This is a genomic window from Sulfurimonas sp. (assembly GCF_041563035.1).
In the GTDB taxonomy this organism is placed as follows: domain Bacteria; phylum Campylobacterota; class Campylobacteria; order Campylobacterales; family Sulfurimonadaceae; genus Sulfurimonas.
In genome coordinates, this window is sequence record NZ_JBFFNS010000030.1 from 1 (window position 1) to 20,851 (window position 20,851).

General features: G+C 33.6%; 16 protein-coding genes, 6 tRNA genes and 2 pseudogenes. 15 read left to right on the forward strand and 9 right to left on the reverse strand.

Going from position 1 to position 20,851, the window contains the following annotated elements:
• The 5 genes and pseudogenes from ABZC13_RS13110 to ileS form a co-directional block, all read right to left on the reverse strand.
• A pseudogene (locus tag ABZC13_RS13110) lies at window positions 1-196 on the reverse strand (ADP-ribosylglycohydrolase family protein); the annotation flags it as partial.
• Between the two features lie 103 nt (window positions 197-299).
• Window positions 300-718 (reverse strand): annotated as a pseudogene (locus ABZC13_RS13115) (HPP family protein).
• A gap of 158 nt (window positions 719-876) precedes the next feature.
• Window positions 877-2,220: an Asp-tRNA(Asn)/Glu-tRNA(Gln) amidotransferase subunit GatA gene (gene gatA / locus ABZC13_RS13120; RefSeq protein WP_373004775.1), complete on the reverse strand. Its 1,344-nt coding sequence runs from the start codon at window positions 2,218-2,220 to the stop codon at window positions 877-879.
• Window positions 2,220-2,342 carry a hypothetical protein gene (locus ABZC13_RS13125; protein WP_373004779.1) on the reverse strand — a complete coding sequence of 41 codons (123 nt, stop codon included), beginning with the start codon at window positions 2,340-2,342 and terminating at the stop codon, window positions 2,220-2,222. The genes gatA and ABZC13_RS13125 overlap by 1 nt, the downstream gene beginning before the upstream one ends.
• Window positions 2,335-5,094 (reverse strand): isoleucine--tRNA ligase, encoded by a 2,760-nt coding sequence (ileS, locus tag ABZC13_RS13130; protein WP_373004782.1) that lies wholly within the window; start codon window positions 5,092-5,094, stop codon window positions 2,335-2,337. Before ileS ends, ABZC13_RS13125 begins: the two co-directional genes overlap by 8 nt.
• A gap of 123 nt (window positions 5,095-5,217) precedes the next feature.
• Here ileS and ABZC13_RS13135 point away from each other — a divergent pair, with 123 nt between their 5' ends.
• From ABZC13_RS13135 to ABZC13_RS13165, 7 genes are all read left to right on the forward strand, one after another.
• Complete coding sequence (locus ABZC13_RS13135; protein WP_373004785.1) at window positions 5,218-6,306, forward strand: CinA family protein; 1,089 nt, start codon at window positions 5,218-5,220, stop codon at window positions 6,304-6,306.
• Window positions 6,307-6,380: 74 nt separating this feature from the next.
• Window positions 6,381-6,456 (forward strand) — tRNA-Lys (locus tag ABZC13_RS13140).
• Window positions 6,457-6,479: 23 nt separating this feature from the next.
• A tRNA-Asp gene (locus ABZC13_RS13145) sits at window positions 6,480-6,556 on the forward strand.
• Window positions 6,557-6,576: 20 nt separating this feature from the next.
• A tRNA-Val gene (locus tag ABZC13_RS13150) sits at window positions 6,577-6,652 on the forward strand.
• A gap of 27 nt (window positions 6,653-6,679) precedes the next feature.
• Window positions 6,680-6,755: transfer RNA gene (locus ABZC13_RS13155), tRNA-Glu, on the forward strand.
• Between the two features lie 30 nt (window positions 6,756-6,785).
• Window positions 6,786-6,861 (forward strand) — tRNA-Val (locus tag ABZC13_RS13160).
• 103 nt (window positions 6,862-6,964) lie between these two features.
• Window positions 6,965-7,041: transfer RNA gene (locus tag ABZC13_RS13165), tRNA-Asp, on the forward strand.
• Between the two features lie 130 nt (window positions 7,042-7,171).
• Here ABZC13_RS13165 and ABZC13_RS13170 read toward each other — a convergent pair.
• Together ABZC13_RS13170 and ABZC13_RS13175 are read right to left on the reverse strand one after the other, a co-directional pair.
• Window positions 7,172-7,768: a transglutaminase-like cysteine peptidase gene (locus ABZC13_RS13170; RefSeq protein ID WP_373004788.1), complete on the reverse strand. Its 597-nt coding sequence runs from the start codon at window positions 7,766-7,768 to the stop codon at window positions 7,172-7,174.
• Between the two features lie 92 nt (window positions 7,769-7,860).
• Complete coding sequence (locus tag ABZC13_RS13175; RefSeq protein ID WP_373004790.1) at window positions 7,861-8,973, reverse strand: FtsW/RodA/SpoVE family cell cycle protein; 1,113 nt, start codon at window positions 8,971-8,973, stop codon at window positions 7,861-7,863.
• A 93-nt stretch (window positions 8,974-9,066) separates the two neighbouring features.
• Between ABZC13_RS13175 and ABZC13_RS13180 the strand changes: the two genes are divergently transcribed.
• The 8 genes from ABZC13_RS13180 to thrC all read left to right on the forward strand — a co-directional run bounded on the left by ABZC13_RS13180 (window position 9,067) and on the right by thrC (window position 17,205).
• Window positions 9,067-10,044: an RluA family pseudouridine synthase gene (locus ABZC13_RS13180; protein WP_373004794.1), complete on the forward strand. Its 978-nt coding sequence runs from the start codon at window positions 9,067-9,069 to the stop codon at window positions 10,042-10,044.
• Window positions 9,992-11,344 carry a fibronectin type III domain-containing protein gene (locus tag ABZC13_RS13185; protein ID WP_373004797.1) on the forward strand — a complete coding sequence of 451 codons (1,353 nt, stop codon included), beginning with the start codon at window positions 9,992-9,994 and terminating at the stop codon, window positions 11,342-11,344. The genes ABZC13_RS13180 and ABZC13_RS13185 overlap by 53 nt, the downstream gene beginning before the upstream one ends.
• Window positions 11,345-11,355: 11 nt before the next feature.
• Window positions 11,356-12,528 carry a tRNA (guanosine(46)-N7)-methyltransferase TrmB gene (trmB, locus tag ABZC13_RS13190; RefSeq protein WP_373004801.1) on the forward strand — a complete coding sequence of 391 codons (1,173 nt, stop codon included), beginning with the start codon at window positions 11,356-11,358 and terminating at the stop codon, window positions 12,526-12,528.
• Entirely contained in the window at window positions 12,521-13,192 is a 672-nt protein-coding gene (locus ABZC13_RS13195) for a cell division ATP-binding protein FtsE (RefSeq protein ID WP_373004804.1), read from the forward strand. Before trmB ends, ABZC13_RS13195 begins: the two co-directional genes overlap by 8 nt.
• Window positions 13,179-13,991 (forward strand): ABC transporter permease, encoded by an 813-nt coding sequence (locus ABZC13_RS13200; protein WP_373004807.1) that lies wholly within the window; start codon window positions 13,179-13,181, stop codon window positions 13,989-13,991. The genes ABZC13_RS13195 and ABZC13_RS13200 overlap by 14 nt, the downstream gene beginning before the upstream one ends.
• Entirely contained in the window at window positions 13,988-15,211 is a 1,224-nt protein-coding gene (locus tag ABZC13_RS13205) for a murein hydrolase activator EnvC (protein ID WP_373004810.1), read from the forward strand. Before ABZC13_RS13200 ends, ABZC13_RS13205 begins: the two co-directional genes overlap by 4 nt.
• Window positions 15,212-15,317: 106 nt before the next feature.
• Complete coding sequence (locus tag ABZC13_RS13210; RefSeq protein WP_373004813.1) at window positions 15,318-15,689, forward strand: hypothetical protein; 372 nt, start codon at window positions 15,318-15,320, stop codon at window positions 15,687-15,689.
• A 46-nt stretch (window positions 15,690-15,735) separates the two neighbouring features.
• Window positions 15,736-17,205 carry a threonine synthase gene (gene thrC / locus ABZC13_RS13215; RefSeq protein WP_373004816.1) on the forward strand — a complete coding sequence of 490 codons (1,470 nt, stop codon included), beginning with the start codon at window positions 15,736-15,738 and terminating at the stop codon, window positions 17,203-17,205.
• Between the two features lie 9 nt (window positions 17,206-17,214).
• Here the strand turns inward: thrC and ABZC13_RS13220 are convergent, their stop codons facing one another.
• Together ABZC13_RS13220 and ABZC13_RS13225 are read right to left on the reverse strand one after the other, a co-directional pair.
• Window positions 17,215-19,938: an EAL domain-containing protein gene (locus tag ABZC13_RS13220; protein ID WP_373004819.1), complete on the reverse strand. Its 2,724-nt coding sequence runs from the start codon at window positions 19,936-19,938 to the stop codon at window positions 17,215-17,217.
• A 106-nt stretch (window positions 19,939-20,044) separates the two neighbouring features.
• The gene (locus ABZC13_RS13225; RefSeq protein WP_373004821.1) at window positions 20,045-20,803 is read right to left on the reverse strand and encodes a pyrroline-5-carboxylate reductase; all 759 of its coding nucleotides are present in this window, start codon (window positions 20,801-20,803) and stop codon (window positions 20,045-20,047) included.
• Between the last annotated feature and the right edge of the window lie 48 nt (window positions 20,804-20,851).

The following is a 20,851-nucleotide window of genomic DNA, read 5'->3' on the forward strand; positions in this document are numbered from 1 at the left end:
AAAGTGCCTGATCTCCATAGTGAGTAAAGTCACCTTTTGCTTTACCTTTATGCCACATTGACTGAGCTTTGTTGAGTGTTTCCCAGTTTATTGGTAGATTTTGAATCTGTTCTTCTTCATAAACCCAATGAGCACCAAGTGCATAAGCATCTGCCACAAGTGAAGCCATTATAGAGTTTGAGATTTGTTTATTCATTTTAGAGCCTTATATTTTGTAGGGTATTTTATTTGTCTATACTACCTTTATAAACTAAAAGATGGTTTGTAGTTTATTTTTTATACGAGAAGACAAGTTTGGATTAAAACCAACTCCGCGGATAGTGTCTTTTTGGATTACTTGAAAGATTGTTTATTGCCAAAGCTATAATTAACAATATAAACGCACCAATTGCAATTGGAGATATAACATACATATAATCCAAACCATGAATCGTATCACTTCCAATTACTGCAATTAGTGCAGTCGCTTTACCTGGAGGATGCATCGTGTATGTGTATTGCATCGCTACTATTATAGTGACACGGCAATTGCCCCCAACATAGAGATGTCAAGATTGATGTATTTATAAACTGTGATACCAATAATAGCAGATATTACATGACCGCCAATCATGTTCCTAGGCTTTGAAAAGTCAGCTTGAGGAGCACCGTAAAGAAGTACAGCAGATGCTTCAAAAGAACCCACAAGTAACATACTGTTTAGTATATATATGTGCATCAATTGAGGAACAATCGAAACAAGATAAATTCCTATGAATGAACCAATTCCAGACCATATGATTTTACTAAATAATTTCTCAAAAAATATGGTATAAATCAATATTTTCCTAATTCCAAAGTAAAACTTTGGAATTAGGAAATTTGGATGGAGTTTTTTTAAGAGTTGTAGTTGATTTGTTTTTCTAAAGAAAGAGAACCGTCAAAAAGTGTTTGCTCATCGTAAGGTTTAGCGATAAGTTGAAGTCCTACAGGCATTCCTGCATCTGATTTTGATATAGGAAGTGCTAGGGCAGGTAGTCCAGCAAGATTTACACTGATAGAGTAAAGATCACTCAAGTACATGTCCATCGGGTTTTCAAGCTCACCAAATTTTGGTGCAATACCCGGTGCTATCGGTGAAAGTATAAGATCAACATCTTCAAAGATTTTATCATATTGGTCTTTAATCATATGTCTTGTTTTTTGCGCTTTTACATAGTAAGCCTCGTAGTATCCGCTTGAAAGTACAAAGTTGCCAAGTAGAATACGACGCTTAACTTCATCTCCAAAACCGTTACTTCTAGTCTTAATGAAAGTGTCTTCAAGGTTAGTTCCTGTTACACGGTTACCATAACGAATACCGTCATAACGTGCCAGGTTTGTAGCAGCTTCAGCAGTAGCAGTGATGTAGTAAGCAGAGATATCAAACTTGGCATCCATTAGCTCACGCTCTACTATTGTATGACCTGCAGCTTTAAGTGCATCTATTGCGATTTGGTAAGCTTTTTTTATCGTCTGACTTGCATTTTCAATATGCTTAGGAAGAACGGCAATAGTCATTTTTCTAGTAGCATCCAGTTTGTCTGAGACTTTGTCATTCATATCTGCAGACGTTGAGTCTTTTACGTCGTGACCGCTGATGATGTCATACAAAATTGCTGCATCTTCTACGTTTTGTGTCATAGGTCCAATCTGGTCAAGTGAAGAAGCATAAGCACCTAGACCGTAACGGCTTACTCTTCCATAAGTCGGCTTCATACCTACGATTCCACAAAAAGCAGCTGGCTGACGGATAGACCCGCCAGTATCACTTCCTAGAGCGGCGATAGCAAGGCCGGCACCAACAGCAGCAGCAGAACCACCAGAACTTCCACCTGGAACATACTCAGAGTTGTGAGGATTTTGAGTCTTACCGTAAAAGCTTGACTCAGTAGTTGAACCCATAGCAAACTCATCCATATTTGTTCTACCAAATGGACTAAGACCTGCATCTTTCATCTTCTCGATTACAGTTGCATTGTAAGGAGCGATGTATCCTTGAAGGATGTTAGAACCAGAAGTTACAGCCCAGTCTTTTACTTGTATATTGTCTTTGATAGCGATAGGTACACCATCGCTTACATTGTTTACATCTATATAAGCGTTTAGTTCAGGTCTTGCTTCTATCTTAGCTTTTAGTTCTTCTTTAAATTTGTTTAGTTCATCTTTATTTAATTTTAGGGCTTCTTTTAATGTAATCACTAAAGTTCCTTTGCTTTTTTTACTTTTTGTATGGCTACAATTCCAAGACCGACAACTACAAATATCAGAACTACGCTAATAGCTATAAATGTAGTTGAAACAGGCTCTGCGAAATTAGGCACTTACAACTTCTTCACATCTTTTACAAGTTGTATCTTCACTAGCTGCTTGGTATTTCCAACATCTAGGACATTTGTGAGCAGTTGCTTTTCTTATAATAAATGTGTCATCTTCAACTTTGAAAGAACCTAGTTCTTCCCCAGTTGCAGAATCCGACACGGCTGATACAACAAACCAGTCTTCAGCATCTGTAGAGTCAATATCCAGTGCAATACTAGAGTCAGTAGTGATAACTAACTCTAGTGTACTTTTAATGATCTTCTCTTTTTTAAGTGCATCTACGATTGTTCCAAAACCTTCACGAGCTTTAGTCATGTAGGCTGCATTGAAAGTAGACTCACCAGTTTGGATTTCTTCATAAGTCATGTCAAAAATAGATTCTGCATCACCTTTGATGATAGCAGGAGCATTTTCTACGATCTCATCAGCTGTATAAGTTAAGATAGGAGCTAGCAGAAGAAGCAGGCTTTTAGTGATGATAGCCATAGCACTCTGAGATGCCATTCTTCTTTGGTCAGTTTTCCCGTTACAGTAAAGAGAGTCTTTTGTCATATCGATGTACATACCGCTTAACTCGTTTACAACGAAGTTGTTGAGTAGACTCATGCCGTTAACATAGTTGTATACACTAAATGATTTGTGAACTTCAGCAAATACATTTTTTGCAACGTTTAAAATCCATTTATCTAACTCACCCATATCTTCATAAGCACTTAGAGTTTCAAGATCATTAACATTTGCAAGCATGATTCTAAAAGTATTTCTTAGTTTACGGTAGTTCTCAGACGTCTGTTTTAAGATGCCTTGAGAAATCTTTAGATCACCTTGGTAGTCGCTAGATGCAACCCAAAGACGAAGGATTTCACTTCCGTACTCTTTTAAAACTTTCTCAGGAGCAATAACATTGCCCTTAGATTTTGACATCTTCTCACCTTTTTCATCAACCGTGAAACCGTGAGTAAGAACTGCTTTGTAAGGTGCTTTGTGCTCAACTGCACAACTCAAAAACATAGATGATTGAAACCAACCACGATGTTGGTCAGAACCCTCTACATATAGATCTGCTTGATACTCGCCTGCATCGTAGTTGCGAGACTTCAACACTGAGTTCCAAGTTGATCCAGAGTCAAACCACACGTCTAAGATATCAGTAACTTTTTCTACTTCGTCCGCTTTGTAACCAGAACCAGGGTAAAGAAGGCTTTCAATCGGCATAGAATACCAAGCGTCACTTCCTTGCATCTCAAAAATCATAGCAACATAGTTTAAAACTTTTTCATCAAAAATAACTTCACCAGTAGCTTTTACTCTGAAAAATGCGATAGGAACACCCCAGTCACGCTGACGAGAAATACACCAGTCCGGTCTGTTTTCTACCATAGAGTTTAGACGGTTTTTTCCTGTTTGAGGATAGAAAAGAGTTTTTTCAACTTCACTTAATGCAATGTTTCTTAGAGTCTCGTCTTCACCTTCAGGTTTCTCATCTACAGAGATAAACCACTGCTTAGTAGCACGAAAAATCAGTGGAGTATGACTTCTCCAGCAATGTGGGTAAGAGTGAGTAAACTTTGACTGATAAAGAAGTGTATCACCTAAAAGTTCTAAGATTCTGTCATTTGTTTTAAAGATAAGTTGACCAACAAATTCCTCAGGATTTGGAAGTAGTTTTTCTTTTACAACAGTCTCATCAAAACAACCAGTTTCATCAACAGGCATAATAACTTCTAAATCATACTTTAGTCCAACACGGTAATCGTCTTCACCATGACCTGGAGCTGTATGGACACCACCAGTACCACTATCCATAAGAACGTGATCGCCTAGAACTATTTTAGAAGTTCTGCCGTTTAGCGGATTAATAGCTACTTGATTTTCAAGAGATTTAGAGTCTACTTCTTTTTCTATCTCACCTTTAACAACACCAAGTTTCAATAGAGACTCAAAAAGAGCTTTAGCAACTATGTAACCATCAGTTGTAAGAACATACTTTTCTTCAGGGTGAAGAGAGATACCTGTGTTTGATGGAAGTGTCCAAGGAGTCGTAGTCCATATAACCAGAGATGCTTTAGTGGCAATGTCAGCTTTGGCTTTTGCCTCATCACTTAACTCAAATGCTACGTAGATTGAGTGAGACTCTTTGTCCTCATACTCAACTTCAGCTTCAGCCAGTGCAGTACGTTCTGCCCATGACCAGTAAACTGGCTTACTACGTTCTATAAGAAGACCTTTTTTAGCTACACCACAAAGTGTTCTGTAGATATTTGCTTCAAACTTAAAGTCCATAGTTACATAAGGATTTTCCCAATCAGCTAAAATACCTAACTGTTTGAATTCCTCTTTTTGTATATCAACAAACTTCGCTGCATGCGCACGACAAAGTTCCCTTACTTTTGAAACTTCTAGAAGCTCTTTTTTCTGTTTGCCACCAAGTTTTTTTTCAACTTGCTGCTCGATCGGTAGACCGTGACAATCCCAACCAGGAGTAAAACGAACAGACTTCCCATCAAAGTAGTTATGCTTGATGATTATGTCTTTTAACACCTTGTTAAGTGCGTGACCGATATGAATGTTTCCATTTGCATATGGAGGGCCGTCATGAAGAGTAAAACTAGGAGAACCTTTACGGTTAGCTTTCATCTTTTCGTAGATTTTATTTTTATCCCATGAAGCATAACGCTCAGGTTCATTGTTTATTAGATTGCCTCTCATGGCAAAGTTTGTAGTAGGTAAAAGTAGTGTCTCTTTGTAGTCCATCTGTACCTCAAAAGTGTTTAAAATTTTTGGATTATATCCATTGTGTGTTTAAAACCTTCTTTAAAGTGGAATAATGGTGCTATAATAAGCCAACACAAATTTGCTTTAGAAGGCTGTTTAGACATGAGAACCCATCTTTTATTTATTGGTAATAAATTTTTCTATAACTCATCTTTACAAGAATATATTATTAGAAAAATTAGACAAAAAACTGATTTTATTGATTCAATAACGTATTTTAAAGAGAGTGATAATTCACTCTTTTTATATCTTGAAGAAGAACTTAACTCATCTGATAAGCTCATAGTTGTAACAACAAAACACAACTTTTCTACTATTGGAAAAGTAATATGTACTGTAACAAGTGATAATCAAGTTCTTAAAGATAATATGCTTATACCATCAAACAGTTCTGTTTTTGAAGATAGAAGTTATCTTTTAGAATATAAAAATTCTATAACAAATGTACTGCATATAGACGAGATGCAAGAGATGCCAGAGATCTTACTTCACTTTGAAGAAAATAAAGCTGTCGTACATGTATTTGATCAGAGTAAAGATGGAGTACATGCAATGCTAACTCCTATAGCTCAAACTTTTGATGTAAAGATAGATGTGATTACTCTTATAGACGGATGGTTGAGGGTTGATATAGTAAGTAAAAAATATGGAAACATATCTAAGTTTATAAACTCTGCTAAGCAATTATTACCAAGAAATATGATAGCCGCTTCTAATATAACTCAGTACATTATAGAAACTCTTTCAAGAAATCAAAAAACTATTACATTTGCTGAGAGTTGTAGTGGGGGACTTCTTACTTATTACTTTACAAAAGAAAATGGTGCTTCAAAAATACTAAACGGTTCACTTGTAACATACTCAAACAGCATAAAAGAAAATTGGCTAGCAGTTGAGCATGACTCATTGGAGGAGTTTGGAGCTGTGAGCGCGGAAGTTGTAAAAGAGATGTGCGAGGGAGCACTAAATGTCAGTAGTGCTGATTATGCACTTTCTATTAGCGGCATAGCAGGTGACGCTGGAGGAACAGAATATAAACCGGTTGGAACTGTATATGTTGGGGCAAGTTCTAAGACTCATCATTCAGAGATGCACTTAAAATTAGATGGAGACAGGAACTATGTTCAACGTCAAAGTGTACTTTTCGCCATTAAAATGCTTATTTTGATCGATAAAGAGACATTTTTCTAAATTTGTACGAAAATATCTTGACATCTAAAATCTATTTGTCTATAATTTCGACCTCTTAAGAATAAGAGGCAAATGTCTTGTTAGCTCAGCTGGTAGAGCACGTCACTTTTAATGATGTGGCCGATGGTTCGAATCCATCACAGGACACCATTTTATACTAAAAAACAATATATGCGGTGGTAGTTCAGTTGGTTAGAATACCTGCCTGTCACGCAGGGGGTCGCGAGTTCGAGTCTCGTCCACCGCGCCACTGTTTTTTAGTAAATTGATGGGCGCTTAGCTCAGTTGGTAGAGCGCTACCCTTACAAGGTAGATGTCACTGGTTCGAGTCCAGTAGTGCCCACCATAATGTAAACCTTTTGTTTATGAAAGTGACCCTTTCGTCTAGTGGCCAAGGACACTATCACTTCATGGTAGGGACAGAGGTTCAAATCCTTTAGGGGTCGCCACTTATTTGGTGTTATACAAAGTCATAAAATGGGCGCTTAGCTCAGTTGGTAGAGCGCTACCCTTACAAGGTAGATGTCACTGGTTCGAGTCCAGTAGTGCCCACCATTTTTTGATTGTTTGAACTCAAAACTTTGACTCATGTACTTAAGTACATTTCGCCAAAGCTTTAAGCACAACTAATTTAAAAAACAACTTTTTCAATATATGCGCGGTGGTAGTTCAGTTGGTTAGAATACCTGCCTGTCACGCAGGGGGTCGCGAGTTCGAGTCTCGTCCACCGCGCCACTTCTTCTACAATATATACGCAAAATCAATAAAATCAATTTTACTACGTTAAGACTATGTTTTACTCAGCGTAAAGCTCATCAAACTAGTTTGATATAGAATTAGCTAACTCAAAAATAAACTTTTAGCTTTAACTTTCTTTTTGTACTCTTATCAACAACTCTTTAAATTTATTGGAAATCTGTTTTGTCTTTCTAAGTTTTTTTGTTTTACTTAGTCTGTAAACCCCATTAGTGTTTATGAAGGCACTTACCCTCAAGTCTGCTCTCTTGTTTAAATCTAAAACTTCGTAGCTTAGAGAGTCTAATATAAGTGGCGGTTTGTTAGCATCTGCGAAATAACTAAGAACCATATGGTCTCTTTTAGAATATTTATCGTAAGCAAGAGTTATGAATAGTTTATCTTTTTCAAATCCAAGTTTTAAAAGTGTGAAGTATTTTATAATGGCATAGTCTTCACAATCACCAGAGCCCATTGTTAAAAACTCTTTAGGTGTAGCCCAATAATCACTCTTATTGTTAAGGATTTTATCTGATTGATACTTTAATCTATGATTGAGATATATATTTACTTTCGTAAGCTGTATAAACTCAGTGTCATTTTTCAGTGATTTTATTTTTTTATCATACTCGTGGATTCTATTACAAGCTTCTATGCCAGATACCTTCTCTATATGAAGAATCTCGTTATTAGTAAAGCTCGGATATACAGAACCATAAAGAGCCACGGACAGTAATAATGCAGTAAGTAATTTAATAATATTTCCTTAGATTTAATCACGAGTATATCGGATGATTTTCTTTTAGCTTTAAAATAAACTTATAAAAAGCTCTTCGTACCTCTGATATCATACATATCTTTATACCTAAATGTAATCAGGTTTTGCATAATCGCAAATAGAATTATAAAGTTTATAAAACTACTTCCTCCATAGCTGAACATGGGTAGAGGAACTCCAACAACAGGAGCATAACCTATTGTCATAGATATATTTACCCCCATATAGATAAATATCATAAACGATATCGATATGGTTACTACCTTAATGTAATAATCAGTATTGTAGATACTAAGACTCATCAGATGAAGAATAAGCATAACATATACCAAGATTATTGCAAGTGCACCTAAAAATCCACTTCTTTCAACAAGAAATGCGAAAATAAAATCACTTGTAGCAATAGGTAAAAATCTCATCTGAGTCTGTGTAGCTTCATCTTTTGACTTTCCTGTAAGTCCTCCAGAACCAATTGCAATGATTGATTGTTGTACATGATAAGATGGCTTTTCACTTAGGAAGTCATTGATTCTTAATTTTTGATAATCATGAAGTCCGAACTTATATACCAGTGGAGACAAAAGTAATATGGCAGCTATAATAGTAGCCCATATTTTCCAGTAAACCCCAATAAAAAAAAGGACTCCATATCCGATAAGTAGTAGTACAAGTGCAGTCCCTAAATCAGGTTCTTTAACAATTAAAATAAATGGAAGAAGTATATAAAAGCTAATTTTTAAGAATTCGCCAATCCTGTATCCATTCATTGGCGGTGGGTTTTTGTGAATAAGATAAGCAAGCATAAGGATAAGAGCTGGTTTTACAAACTCAGATGGCTGAATAGTTGCGTTGATAAATGGAATATCAATCCATCTTTGTGCTCCCAACCTTGAATGTCCAAAAAACTCAACTGCGAGAAGAAGCCCAATATTTGCCCAATAAATTAGAGGTATTAGCCAACTCATTCGGCGAATAGGTAGTAAAAATACAAATAAAAATGCTATAACAGCTATTCCGACATAAGCATTTTGTTTTTGAGCAAGAGCAGGAACAACTTCACCGATAAGCCAGTGAGAAGTAAATACAAGAGGGATGATTAAGATAATAGAAAAGAAGTCAAATTGTGCTAGAATACGCTTATCAAATCTCCACAAGTTTGTAACTCCAAAAAAATTTTTAAAATTGTATCACAAAAATTAGTGAAACAAATTTTATGTTACAAAGAATTTTCGTCTAAAAGGGACATAATGAGCGATATAAAAAGCTACGTATGTGATAATCCAGAAAGATTAGACATATTTTTAGCATCTCAAATTGGGCAAACACGCTCACAAATAGCTTCTTTAATAAAACACGAGTGTGTTGAAGTAGAAGATAAAAAAGTTACTCGTCCGGGAGTAAAACTAAAAGCAGGGCAAAACATAAAAGTAAATTTCCCCGAAGCTAAAGAGTCACCAGCTCTTGATATTGACTTTGATGTTGAGATACTTTATGAAGACGAAGATGTGCTGGTAATTAATAAACCAAGCGGTGTTACAGTGCATCCGGCTCCAAGTGTAAAAGAAGCGACTTTAGTTGACTGGCTTAAACACAAGGGCATCAGACTCTCAACTATAAGCGGAGAGGAAAGACACGGGATAGTTCACAGACTTGACAAGGGTACAAGCGGGACCATGGTTGTTGCAAAAAATAATGAAGCTCATGAGTTTTTATCACAACAACTTCAAGATAAAAGTATGGGAAGATACTATATAGCAGTTTTAAATCCACCTTTAAAAGATGAACTTACTACAATTGAACAAAATATTGGTAGAAGTGCACATAATAGATTGAAGATGGCTTGTACTGATGATGGAAAATCAAAATATGCTAAAACTATGTTTAAAACTTTGGCACTTTCAAGTGATGAAAGACAGCAACTTGTAGCATGTAAACTCTTTACTGGACGTACACATCAGATACGTGTTCATTTAGAGAGTATGAACCGTCATATCATAGGTGATCACATCTATGCATTAAGCCCAAAAGTAGAGAAATCGGAACGAATTTTGCTACACGCTTACATGATATATTTTGTTCATCCAACGAGCAAAGAAAAACTTTCTTTTGTTGCATCTCTTGATGAAACTATGAAAGATTATTTAGATAAAAAATTTGATACGGAGCAAATTAATGAAGTTATGGACACTAGCAACATTCTGCGCGGCTTCTCTACTGATTCTTAGCGGTTGTGGAGGAACTTCTCCAAAACCAGCAGATGAGATAAAAATAGATAAGACACTACCTGTAGTAAAACTTACAGAAAAAGGAACTTTTGTGGATATGAATGCTGTAGCATTTGAGTGGAGTGCTATAGAAGATGAAAGAGTAAAAGGTATATATATTTATAAGCAGGTTATGAGTGAAGAAGCAAGTGATCTTTCTCACTATAAGACGATAGATAATCGTTTTACAACTCACTACCTTGATACTGAGATTAAGCCAGATACAGGCTACACTTACACTTTTAAAACTTTCTCTGAAGAAGCAGAGTCTCAAATGAGTGAAGCAAAAGCAATAAACTCTCTTCCTGTTTTACAGTCTGTTGTTTGGATTCAAAGCATTCAAAACATGCCAAGAACTGCGAAAATCATCTGGAGACCTCACTCGAATCAAAAAGTTAAATCATATATTGTTGAGAGAAGAACTTTAGAAGAAGAGAAGTGGAGTAAGATTGCTACTGTGGACGGTAGGCTTAATGCTGAATTCATTGATTTTGATCTTAAAGATGATTATGTTTATAAGTACCGTGTCCGTGTTTTAACATATGATGGTATTACTTCAAATCCAAGTGAGATTGTTCAAGTTGTAACAAAAGCTTTACCGATTACTATCAAACATATTGTTGCTACTACAGACTTACCAAGAAAGATCGAGATCAATTGGGAGAAATCTACTACAGAAGATTTTGCTCGTTACCATCTTTACAGATCAGAGAGTTCAGATGGAACTTATGAATTAATAGCAAAACTTTACAATCCTACATTTACTGACGTAGTAGAAGAAGATGGTAAAGAATATTATTATAGAGTAAGTGCAATTGAAAAAAATGGGTTAGAGAGTATTCACGATAAAATATCTATTCAAGGTTTAACTCTTATAAAACCAGAAGCTCCATCGTTAGTTGAGGCTAAAGTTATTGATAATAAAATTGAAATAAAGTGGTCAAATAAAGATACAAGAGTTAAGAAATATACAGTAATCAAAAAAGCTAAAACTGGTTGGTTTGATGCTAAAGATGAAGAATTCGTTGATATAAGCGGTAAAAAATTCGTAGATGCTGAAATTGGGCCAAATATTACATACTACTACCAAGTATTTGCTATTGATGAATTTGGTATAAAATCAGAACCAAGTATTGAAGTAGAAATTAAAACTCCAAATAGTGTTACTGATAATACAAAAAAAGAAGAGTCTCAAGTGCCTTCTGATAAAGCTCAGAAAAAAGAAGTAGAGGTAATTGTACCTACTCAAGACTTTAACTAAAACGGGGATAAATGCCACACTTACATATTGAAGAATTTAAAGAGATAGACTTTCCTCAAAAACATAATGAGGTTTCATTTAACTTTATTGCTAATAATGCAAAGCATAGTGATGAAACTCTTATTTCAGTTAGTGTAGAAGAAGATGATTTCTTTCTACTTGTAAAAGAAGAAGAGAATAAAAGCCTTTTAAAAACGGATAAATTAACAAGACCTGCATCTATACATAATGTGCATAAAGCACTACTTGCTTATGCAGACCTTGCAGACCTTAATGTAATCTCTTCAAATGTTCCTCAAAAGCAAAAAAATATACACCTTGAAGAAGCAACTGCTCTTAAGCACATAAGTTATTTTGCTGATAACTTTCCAGATGCATCTGAGATAAGAATCGAAGTTGGTTTTGGCTCAGGTAGGCATCTGATACATCAAGCTATAGAGAATCCAAATATCTTGTTTATAGGTATAGAGATTCACAGACCTTCTATTGAACAAGTTCTAAAACAAGTAAGTATTCAAAATATAAAAAACTTACTAGTCCTTGACTATGATGCAAGACTATTTATGGAGCTAGTTCCTTCAAATATTGTAGGTAAGATATATGTGCACTTCCCTGTACCATGGGATAAAAAACCACATCGTAGAGTTATATCTACTACTTTTATAGAAGAAGCTAGAAGAGTTCTAAAAGTTGATGGAAGACTTGAACTTCGTACAGATAGTGAAAATTATTATGCTTACTCTTATGAGACTTTTATGAACTTTCATAAGACTATCTTGCATATAAATAAGAACAAAGATATTGCAATAAGTTCAAAGTATGAAGATAGATGGAAAAAGATGGAAAAAAACATCTACGATGTAACTATGATAAATGAAGAAGAATCAGATAACCTTACTCAAGAGGGGAGCTTTGAATTTTCTACTATTAGTTTATCAGATGATAAACTAATAGAGCTTCATGGGGTTACAAAAAGATTTGACGGTGGATTTATTCACTTTGAGAGAGTTTATAAGTTAGATGATGGCGTTATGCTTCGTATCTCCATGGGCAGTTTTGACAGACCTGAGCATCTATATGTTATTCTTAGAGATAAGATAGCTTCTTATTATCCTACTCTTCCATTAAAATCAAAGAGTAATCTATTAGCACATAAATATTTAGATGAGGTATTTAATGGATAAGGTAATAATGGCACAAGATTTATCACTAGCATATTCTAATAGTGAGACAATAATCAATAAAGCGAATTTTTCTATCGATTCTGGCAGTTTTATATTTATAACTGGTGCGAGTGGTAGTGGAAAATCAACTCTTTTGAAATCTCTTTATGGTGCCTTAAAACCTAAACAAGGAAGTCTAATAGTCGGTGGAGTGGAACTCAGAGGTGTTACAAGCACTAAACTGAACTTTTTAAGAAGACATGTAGGTATAGTTTTTCAAGACTATAAACTTGTAAAAGAGTGGACTATTGAGAAAAATATTATGCTTCCTCTTATTATTAACGGATACGAAAAAGGCGTAACACAAAATCAGGTTGATTCTCTTTTAAAGCATGTTCGGCTAAAACATCAAGCCGGAAAATATCCATTAGAACTTAGTGGTGGTGAACAGCAAAGGGTTGCTATGGCAAGAGCTTTAGCACACAACCCTATACTTATTCTTGCCGATGAGCCTACGGGAAACCTAGATGATTACTCATCTCAGCTTATATGGAACCTTTTAGAAGGCGCAAATGAACAACTAAAGACAACCGTAATAGTTGTTACTCACCATATTCCTCAAACTATGAATGTTGACTATAAGCATTATAATATTGAGTATGGGAGCGTGCATGAAGTCGTTTAAAAATCATCTATCCTTAGTTGTTGCACTACTCAGCATACTTTTTTCTATACAAATATTTACTATAGTTGATAGATCTATAGAAGCATACAAAGAAAACCTGGCAAATAATTATTCTGTAATAATTGTAAGTCAAAAAAAACTAGATAATAAAACTGTTTTAGGTATAAATGATATCATATCAAGTGTAAGCGAGTTGTCTGCAGATAGTGTAATAAAAAGGCTAAACAGCGGTATTAATTCAAAAAATATAGAACTATTAAAACTCACTCTTCCAAAATTTTATAAACTAGGGCTCACTCACTATCCAAGTCCAAAACAGATAAAAAATCTGAGAAAAGATCTTCTTAAAAATAAAGCAATTATGAAAGTTGAAGATTTTTCTCATAACCACGATACAACATATAAGTTGCTGCTGCTATTTAAGAATGTTGTTTCCTTATTTGCAATAGTTGTATTTGTTGTAACGACTCTTCTAATCTTTAAAGAACTTCGAATATGGCAGTTTAAACATAGTGAACGTATGAGTATTATGGGACTGTTTGGTGCACCGGTATGGCTTCGCTCAGCCGTACTATTTAGACTTGCCATTGTAGATGCAATAATCGCCAGTCTTTTGGCATTTGGTCTTTTTATATATATTTCATCGTCTATATGGATAAAAGCACAGTTTAGTAATATCGGAATAGATATTGTGATATATGATATTATAAATGACTCTGCACTTCTTTTTGGTGCTGCAATAGTACTATCTATTTTACTTGCATCTTTAATAGTTTTGGGACATAAAGAAGAGGTATGATTCGTCTATTATTGATTTTAAATTTAGTATCTGTTATTTTGCTTGCAAAAACTAGTGTAGATGCTAATATTGAACAAACAAGTACTAAACTTGACTCATTTTCTAAGAACTATACAAATATAAATAATAAAATGGCCCAAACTGCAAAGGCCATTTTAAAGCAAAAAAAAGAGATTCAAATACAGCAAAAGCATCTAGACTCCCTTAAAAAAGAGTTGTTAGAAAAAGAGAGTAGTTACAATGAAAATACAACTCAACTAAAAGATCTAAAGAAAGTTCAATCAAATCTAAAATCCACCCAAGAAAAAGTAGAAGAGGAACTTGTTTTTACAATTGCCCAAAGTGTTTCACTGTCGATTATACTAGAAGAAGAGATTGCAGCCAGTGAAGAGTCACTTATGGAGTTTGAAGTTTTAAAAGTAATGCTAGAAAACTCAAAAAAGAAAGTAAAAGAGCTAAATAGTAAGTTTTATGATAACTCTAAAAATATAGATATATTAAATAGACATGCTAGTTTTTTAGAAGTTGAGATAGCAAATATTGATACAAAAAGAAAAGATCTTCTTAATACACAACACAAGAACAAGAAGGACTTGGAAAAACTGACAATTGCTAAGGAATCATATAAGAAAGAATTGAAAAAACTTCTGAAAAAACAGGATCTTCTTAAAAAAACACTGGCAAAATTAAATATTATCAAAGTTGATGAGATTAAAAAAGCTAAGGAACAAGAAGAGAGAAGAAAAGCTTTTGATTCTAAACGAATTGTCTCCGATAAAGATCTTCCAAAAGTAAAAAAACATGGCAGTAGCTATCAAAAAGTAAAAACAAAGAATTATGTTGGCAATAAAACTATTGCTCCATTTTCTCCATATACGATTACAAAAAGATATGGAACATATACAGACCCTATATATGGAATAAAAGTTTTTAACGAGTCTATATCACTTAAACCAAACATAAAAAATACAAAAGTTAAAACTGTATTTAATGGTAAAGTTATTTACGCTGACAAGACAGCAGTTTTAGATAATATAGTAATTGTAGAACATGAAAACGGACTTCATACAATTTATGCAAATCTAACACAAATCTCACCAAACATAAAAAAGGGTAAAAAAATTAAAAAAGGCTATACAATAGGGCGCGTTAATGATGAGTTGATCTTTGAAGTTACTCAGAAATCTTATCATATAAATCCAGAAAGACTTTTTGAATAAGAAAAACTGATATAATGAGTTAAAATTTCTTTAATAATCTTTTAGTTATTATAGTGTTATATCAAATTAAATAAAATTATTTAATTTTATTGAAAGAGAGTCTGTAGTGGAGTTTGAAAACGATCAGCATAATATGATTTATTATAATCAGATACTACGGGCAGATCAGAAAAAAAAATCTACTAAAAAGAAAAAATCTACTAGTTTTGCTAAAAAAGAAGTCAATTTTAAAGATTATCTTTATGTTCCTGATGGTCTTGAATCGATAGTTTATACTATCTACTTTGTTCTTATTCCGTATATAGTAGGTTCTGTTTTTCTTTTCTTTACAATAGCTGGGGCAGATGTAGATAATTTCAAATTACTAGATATGTCAGCATTTTTTATTGTTTGGGCTATTGGTTATGAAATAGTAGCGACACTAATACTGATTAGTATTCTTGTAATGTTTCTCAAGCATGATGGAGATTCGGATTAGGGATATTTTTTAGATATAATTTCAAAAAAATTAAGTAGAGAAAAATATGAACTTTATTCAAACTCGTGGATGTGATGATAAGAAACCTGCCAGTGTTACTTTTTCCCAAGCAATACTAAGCCCAATTGCCTCTTTTGGTGGTCTTTATGTACCAGAGACACTACCAGAACTTGGGAATGAATTTTTAAACAAACATTTAAACTCTTCATATAAAGAATTAGCGTCTGATTTACTTAACCGTTTTGAAATTGATATTGAGCAAAGTGTTATAGATGAGGCTCTTAATCTTTATGATAAATTTGATGATTCAAATAACCCTGTTCCAGTTGTTAAAGTTAAAGAAGATCTTTATGTTAGTGAACTTTATCATGGTCCAACCCGTGCATTTAAAGATATGGCACTGCAGCCATTTGGTAGCATCTTATCTTCAGTTGCTCAGAAAAAGAATGACAACTATTTAATACTTGCAGCTACAAGTGGAGATACCGGTCCAGCTGCTTTAGAGACATTTAAGAACAAGAAAAATATTCAAGTTGTTTGTTTGTACCCTGCAAATGGAACTTCTGATGTGCAGAGACTGCAGATGGTTACAGAAGATGCTTCTAACTTGAAAGTGATTGGGATAAAGGGTAACTTTGATGATGCTCAATCAGCACTTAAAAACCTTCTGGCATCGAAGAGTTTTGAAGATGCACTAAATGAAAAGAATATTTCATTATCAGCTGCAAACTCTGTGAATTTTGGACGTATCATATTTCAAATAATTTACCATATTCATAACTATCTTGAACTGGTGAGACAGGATGTCATTAAGATTGGCGAAAAAGTTTACTTGAATGTTCCAAGTGGAAACTTTGGCAATGTACTTGGCGGTTACTATGCAATGCTGATGGGTCTTCCTGTTGAGAAGTTGATCATAGCATCAAATGAGAACAATATCTTAACACGCTTAATCCAAACAGGTGTATATGATATGCGTGATCAAGACCTTATCTTAACAACTTCTCCAGCTATGGATATACTTAAGTCTTCTAATGTTGAACGTGTTCTTTATGGTCTCTATGGGGCAGAGCGTACAAGAGAGTTAATGAATGATCTTGATACTAAAAAAATATATATATTAACTTCAGATGAGCTTTCAAAGTTGCAAGAAATTTTTGTTGCTGATTATTGTACGGACGATGAAGGTAAAGAGTATATAAAAACTACTTTTGAAAATGGTTATTTGATGGATCCCCACACTGCAACTTGTTTTAAAGCTTATGAGTCATGTGCAACTAAGAATATTCCAACAATCATTTACTCAACTGCAGAGTGGACAAAGTTCTCTCCTGTAATTGCAAATGCTTTAACTGGTGAAGAGGATACACAAGATATAGTAGCTTTAGAGTCCATATCAAAAACGGCTAATGTTGAGATACCATCTATGATAAACGAGCTGTTTTCTAAAAAAATAGTTCACGATTCTGTAATAGAAAAAGAGAATATAGAAGAAGAAATACTTAAATTCTTATAATCTATCTATCTAACTAAGAAGTTCAGGTTCTGCTTTGCCATAGTAGAACCCTTGAGCATAATCTACACCTAACGATCTTACCTTTTTATCTATCTCTTTTGAACTTACAAATTCGGCAATAGTCTTCATGTCAGATTTTTTTGCAAAGTTTACGATAGATTTTACCACTTCAGCTGTTCTTTCATCATCTATAATATGTTTTATAATTGATCCGTCTATTTTTATATAGTCAGCCTGAAGAGAGATCAGATAGTCATAGTTTGAATAACCACTTCCAAAGTCATCTATAGCTATCTTAGCTCCCTCTTTTTTAAACTTAGTAATAGTTTTAGATATGAAGTCACTATCTTCTATCTCTTCAGATTCTACAATCTCTAAAACTATTTTTTTAAATATATTATTCTTTTGAGCATAGTCAAAAATAAAGTTCATCAAATCTTCATTCATTAGATCTTCTATACTTAAGTTTATAGAAAATTCTTCATCTGAGAATGCAAATTTATCTATTGATTTTTCAACCATTTTGTATGTTAATTCAGGATATAACTTTGTTTTTTTAGCAACAGGTAGATATTCACCAGGAAATACTACTTCTCCATTTTCAAGTAGCCTCATAAGACACTCATACTTTTCTATTTTCTGAGTGTGGTAGTTATATATAGGCTGAAAAAATGGAACAATATTATCTTCAGCTATTGCCGCATATAATCTTTCAACCCATAAAATATTTTGTCTGTACTCTTCTATATTATTCATAGAATCGTCATATGCTTTGACTCTTATGTTTTTATTTTTTGCTTCACTAAGTGCGATATCTGCATATGTAAATAGGTTTTCATTGTCACTAGCTACACCAGATGTGTATGTCAAAATAATATTTGAATTGTTTATTATATATGGTTCTTTTCCTACTGTATTAATAAATTCTGATATTGTTCTTACTACTTCATCTTCGGTTTTATCTAAAGTATATAGAGCAAAAACATCTGCTTGAACTCTATAAAGAGTATAGTTTTCATCATTTATATAGTTGAATATTCTACTGCCAAGTTGCTTAATAATCTCATCACCAGATTCATGACCTTGTGTGTCATTGATTTCTTTAAACCTATCTACATTTATTAGCGCCAGTACACCATCCTGATTCTTAGAAATATAATCAATCAAACTCACTCTATTTCCAAGACCAGTTAATGAATCAGTACTAAATATACTTTTTAGCTTGGTTCTATTTTCAATGAGTTCTGTAACGTCAGTACCAGAAGATATGTATTCTATGATAGTTCCATCAGCATCTTTAATTGGTACTATAGTTGTACTGTTATAGTAGTTTTCACCACTTTTATTTTGGTTTTTTATAACACCTTTCCAAATTTTCCCTCTTTTGATTCTTTTCCAAAGTGAGCGAAATTGACTTTTTGGCGATTCAGGATGACGAACAATCTTGTGAGACTGTCCGATAACTTCTTCTTCTTTAAATCCACTTATCTTAGAAAACGCATCATTTACATATGTTATTATCCCATTTCTATCAGTCTTTGATACTAAAGCACTATTATCTAAAATTAATTTATATTGTTCGAGCATACTCATATACTCTTTTTGAGAAAGTTCAATTCTTTTGATTCTCTTAGATACAAACAGAGCTGATAGAATACTAAGTATGATTAATATGGCTATTAGCAACAGATTTTCTTTTAGATTTTTATATAGAGAGTCTTTTATGAGTTTCTTCTCACTACTAAGAATATCCCTTAGTTCTGTTAAATAAAATCCAGAACCAATAACCATATCCCAATCTTTAATAAGATGAACATATGATATTTTGTTGTCTTTAATCTCAATACTATCTGGTCTATTCCAAATGTAGTTTATATATCCAGCCTTATTCTCTTTTACAAGTTTATCTATATTACGAAAAAGATATTGACCGTCAGGTGTTTTCAAATTTTTCATACTTTTCATTAGAAGGGTTTTATCTGGATGTATTAACATAATATAGTTTAAGTCATGAATCCAAAAATATCCATAATCTCCATCTCCAAAACGTTCTCTCTTTAATTCATCAAAGATTATTTTTTGTACTTCTTTTTGGAGTTCATCCTTGTACATACCGGCGGCAATATATATTTCTAGTTTATCAAGTTTTTTTGCATATACATATTTTTTGTATTGATTATTTATGTTAGCATTTGGTTTATACCACTTGTATTTACCAAAGTTTTCATCTTTTTTTATGGTGTCTTTTATAAACTCTTGAAGTTCTAAGTTGTTTTTTGCCAGATCAAATATATTTTCATTTACATAGTCGCTATTTCTACCATGATATAGGATAATACCATCAGTGTCAAAAATATAGAAGTATCCACTATTATTATCCCAAGTAAAAGTATCTAATTCATTTTTATATGTAGATATTATTTGTTCTTTTGTTAGATGTTGATTGTAAGAGTTTTTAAATATATTATGAATGAAGTTTGTTTTTTCTTCAAGCTCCGCTTTGTGTATGTTGTAAGTTATTTGCTCTAAAGTCTTAATTCGTTCAATAACTCTTAGCACTTCTTTCTTTACAAGTTCTTTATTTTTTTCTACATAATACTTTTCTTGCTGCTTGACTCTGATATCGTAGTACTTATCTGTGTTTTTTATGGAAAATAGACCCAGAACAAAACTAAAGGTGAGAGCTGTTATAAAAATATTTAAAAAACTAATTTTAGATAAAGATAAACGCATAAATTATCCTTCAAAATAGTATACAAAATAATTATATGATATTACTCTTAAAAAATTTATAACTATTTTAAGATAGAAGAAAAACTTATATTATTAAAGGGATAGCTTAAAGTTCAGTTGCTCTTTTGTAAGCTTTTCCTACTGCATCCATGCAGGCACTTCTAACATTTCCATCTTCAAGTGCACCGTAACCAGCGGCTGTTGTCCCACCTGGACTCATTACACCATCTTTAAGAAGTGCAGGATGTATCTCTTGTATAAGTTCTCCAAAGCCACTAAAAAGACCTCTCATTATGGCCATCGCGTCATCTCTTCTAAGACCTTGTTTTACAGCACCATCTGCTAGTGCTTCAGCAATTAAGGCAAGATATGCAGGACCACTTCCGGCAAGTCCTGTAGCTATGTCTATCTCTTTTTCACTTGATAGCCATCTTGTGCTTCCTATCGCTCCTAAAAGCTCCTCAGCTTCTTTTTTGAACTCTATGTCTCCTGTTAATGTAGTCATAGACTTGTTTATACTTGCAGCAAGGTTTGGCATAGTTCTAACTACTGCATTAGGACCTAAGTTTTGCTTTAACGTAGAGATGCTTGTACCTGCTAAAACAGAGTAGATAACTCTTGCCTTACCTTTGATTTTGGAAGAGACTTCTATGACATTCGCAGGTTTAACACAAAGCATTATAGTCTTATCGTTAACATTAAAATCATCAAGTAAAAACTTATCTATACTCGTACCGATATTTTTTTCAAATTTCTCAAGTTTTTCAATATCTCTGCCGACTACTTCTATTTTATAATTGTTTTTTAATCCTTTGGCAATGCTTAGTGCCATGTTTCCGTTTCCGATAAAAGTTATAGTTTTCATAATAGTGCCTTAAAGTTTTTATGTTAGTATAGCATCTATACAACAATT

Coding starts and splice junctions, on each gene's coding strand:
- ileS (WP_373004782.1), bottom strand. CDS start 5,094: ATGGACTACAAAGAGACACTACTTTTACCTACTACAAACTTTGCCATG.
- ABZC13_RS13135 (WP_373004785.1), top strand. CDS start 5,218: ATGAGAACCCATCTTTTATTTATTGGTAATAAATTTTTCTATAACTCA.
- ABZC13_RS13180 (WP_373004794.1), top strand. CDS start 9,067: ATGAGCGATATAAAAAGCTACGTATGTGATAATCCAGAAAGATTAGAC.
- ABZC13_RS13185 (WP_373004797.1), top strand. CDS start 9,992: ATGAAGTTATGGACACTAGCAACATTCTGCGCGGCTTCTCTACTGATT.
- trmB (WP_373004801.1), top strand. CDS start 11,356: ATGCCACACTTACATATTGAAGAATTTAAAGAGATAGACTTTCCTCAA.
- ABZC13_RS13195 (WP_373004804.1), top strand. CDS start 12,521: ATGGATAAGGTAATAATGGCACAAGATTTATCACTAGCATATTCTAAT.
- ABZC13_RS13200 (WP_373004807.1), top strand. CDS start 13,179: ATGAAGTCGTTTAAAAATCATCTATCCTTAGTTGTTGCACTACTCAGC.
- ABZC13_RS13205 (WP_373004810.1), top strand. CDS start 13,988: ATGATTCGTCTATTATTGATTTTAAATTTAGTATCTGTTATTTTGCTT.
- thrC (WP_373004816.1), top strand. CDS start 15,736: ATGAACTTTATTCAAACTCGTGGATGTGATGATAAGAAACCTGCCAGT.
- ABZC13_RS13220 (WP_373004819.1), bottom strand. CDS start 19,938: ATGCGTTTATCTTTATCTAAAATTAGTTTTTTAAATATTTTTATAACA.
- ABZC13_RS13225 (WP_373004821.1), bottom strand. CDS start 20,803: ATGAAAACTATAACTTTTATCGGAAACGGAAACATGGCACTAAGCATT.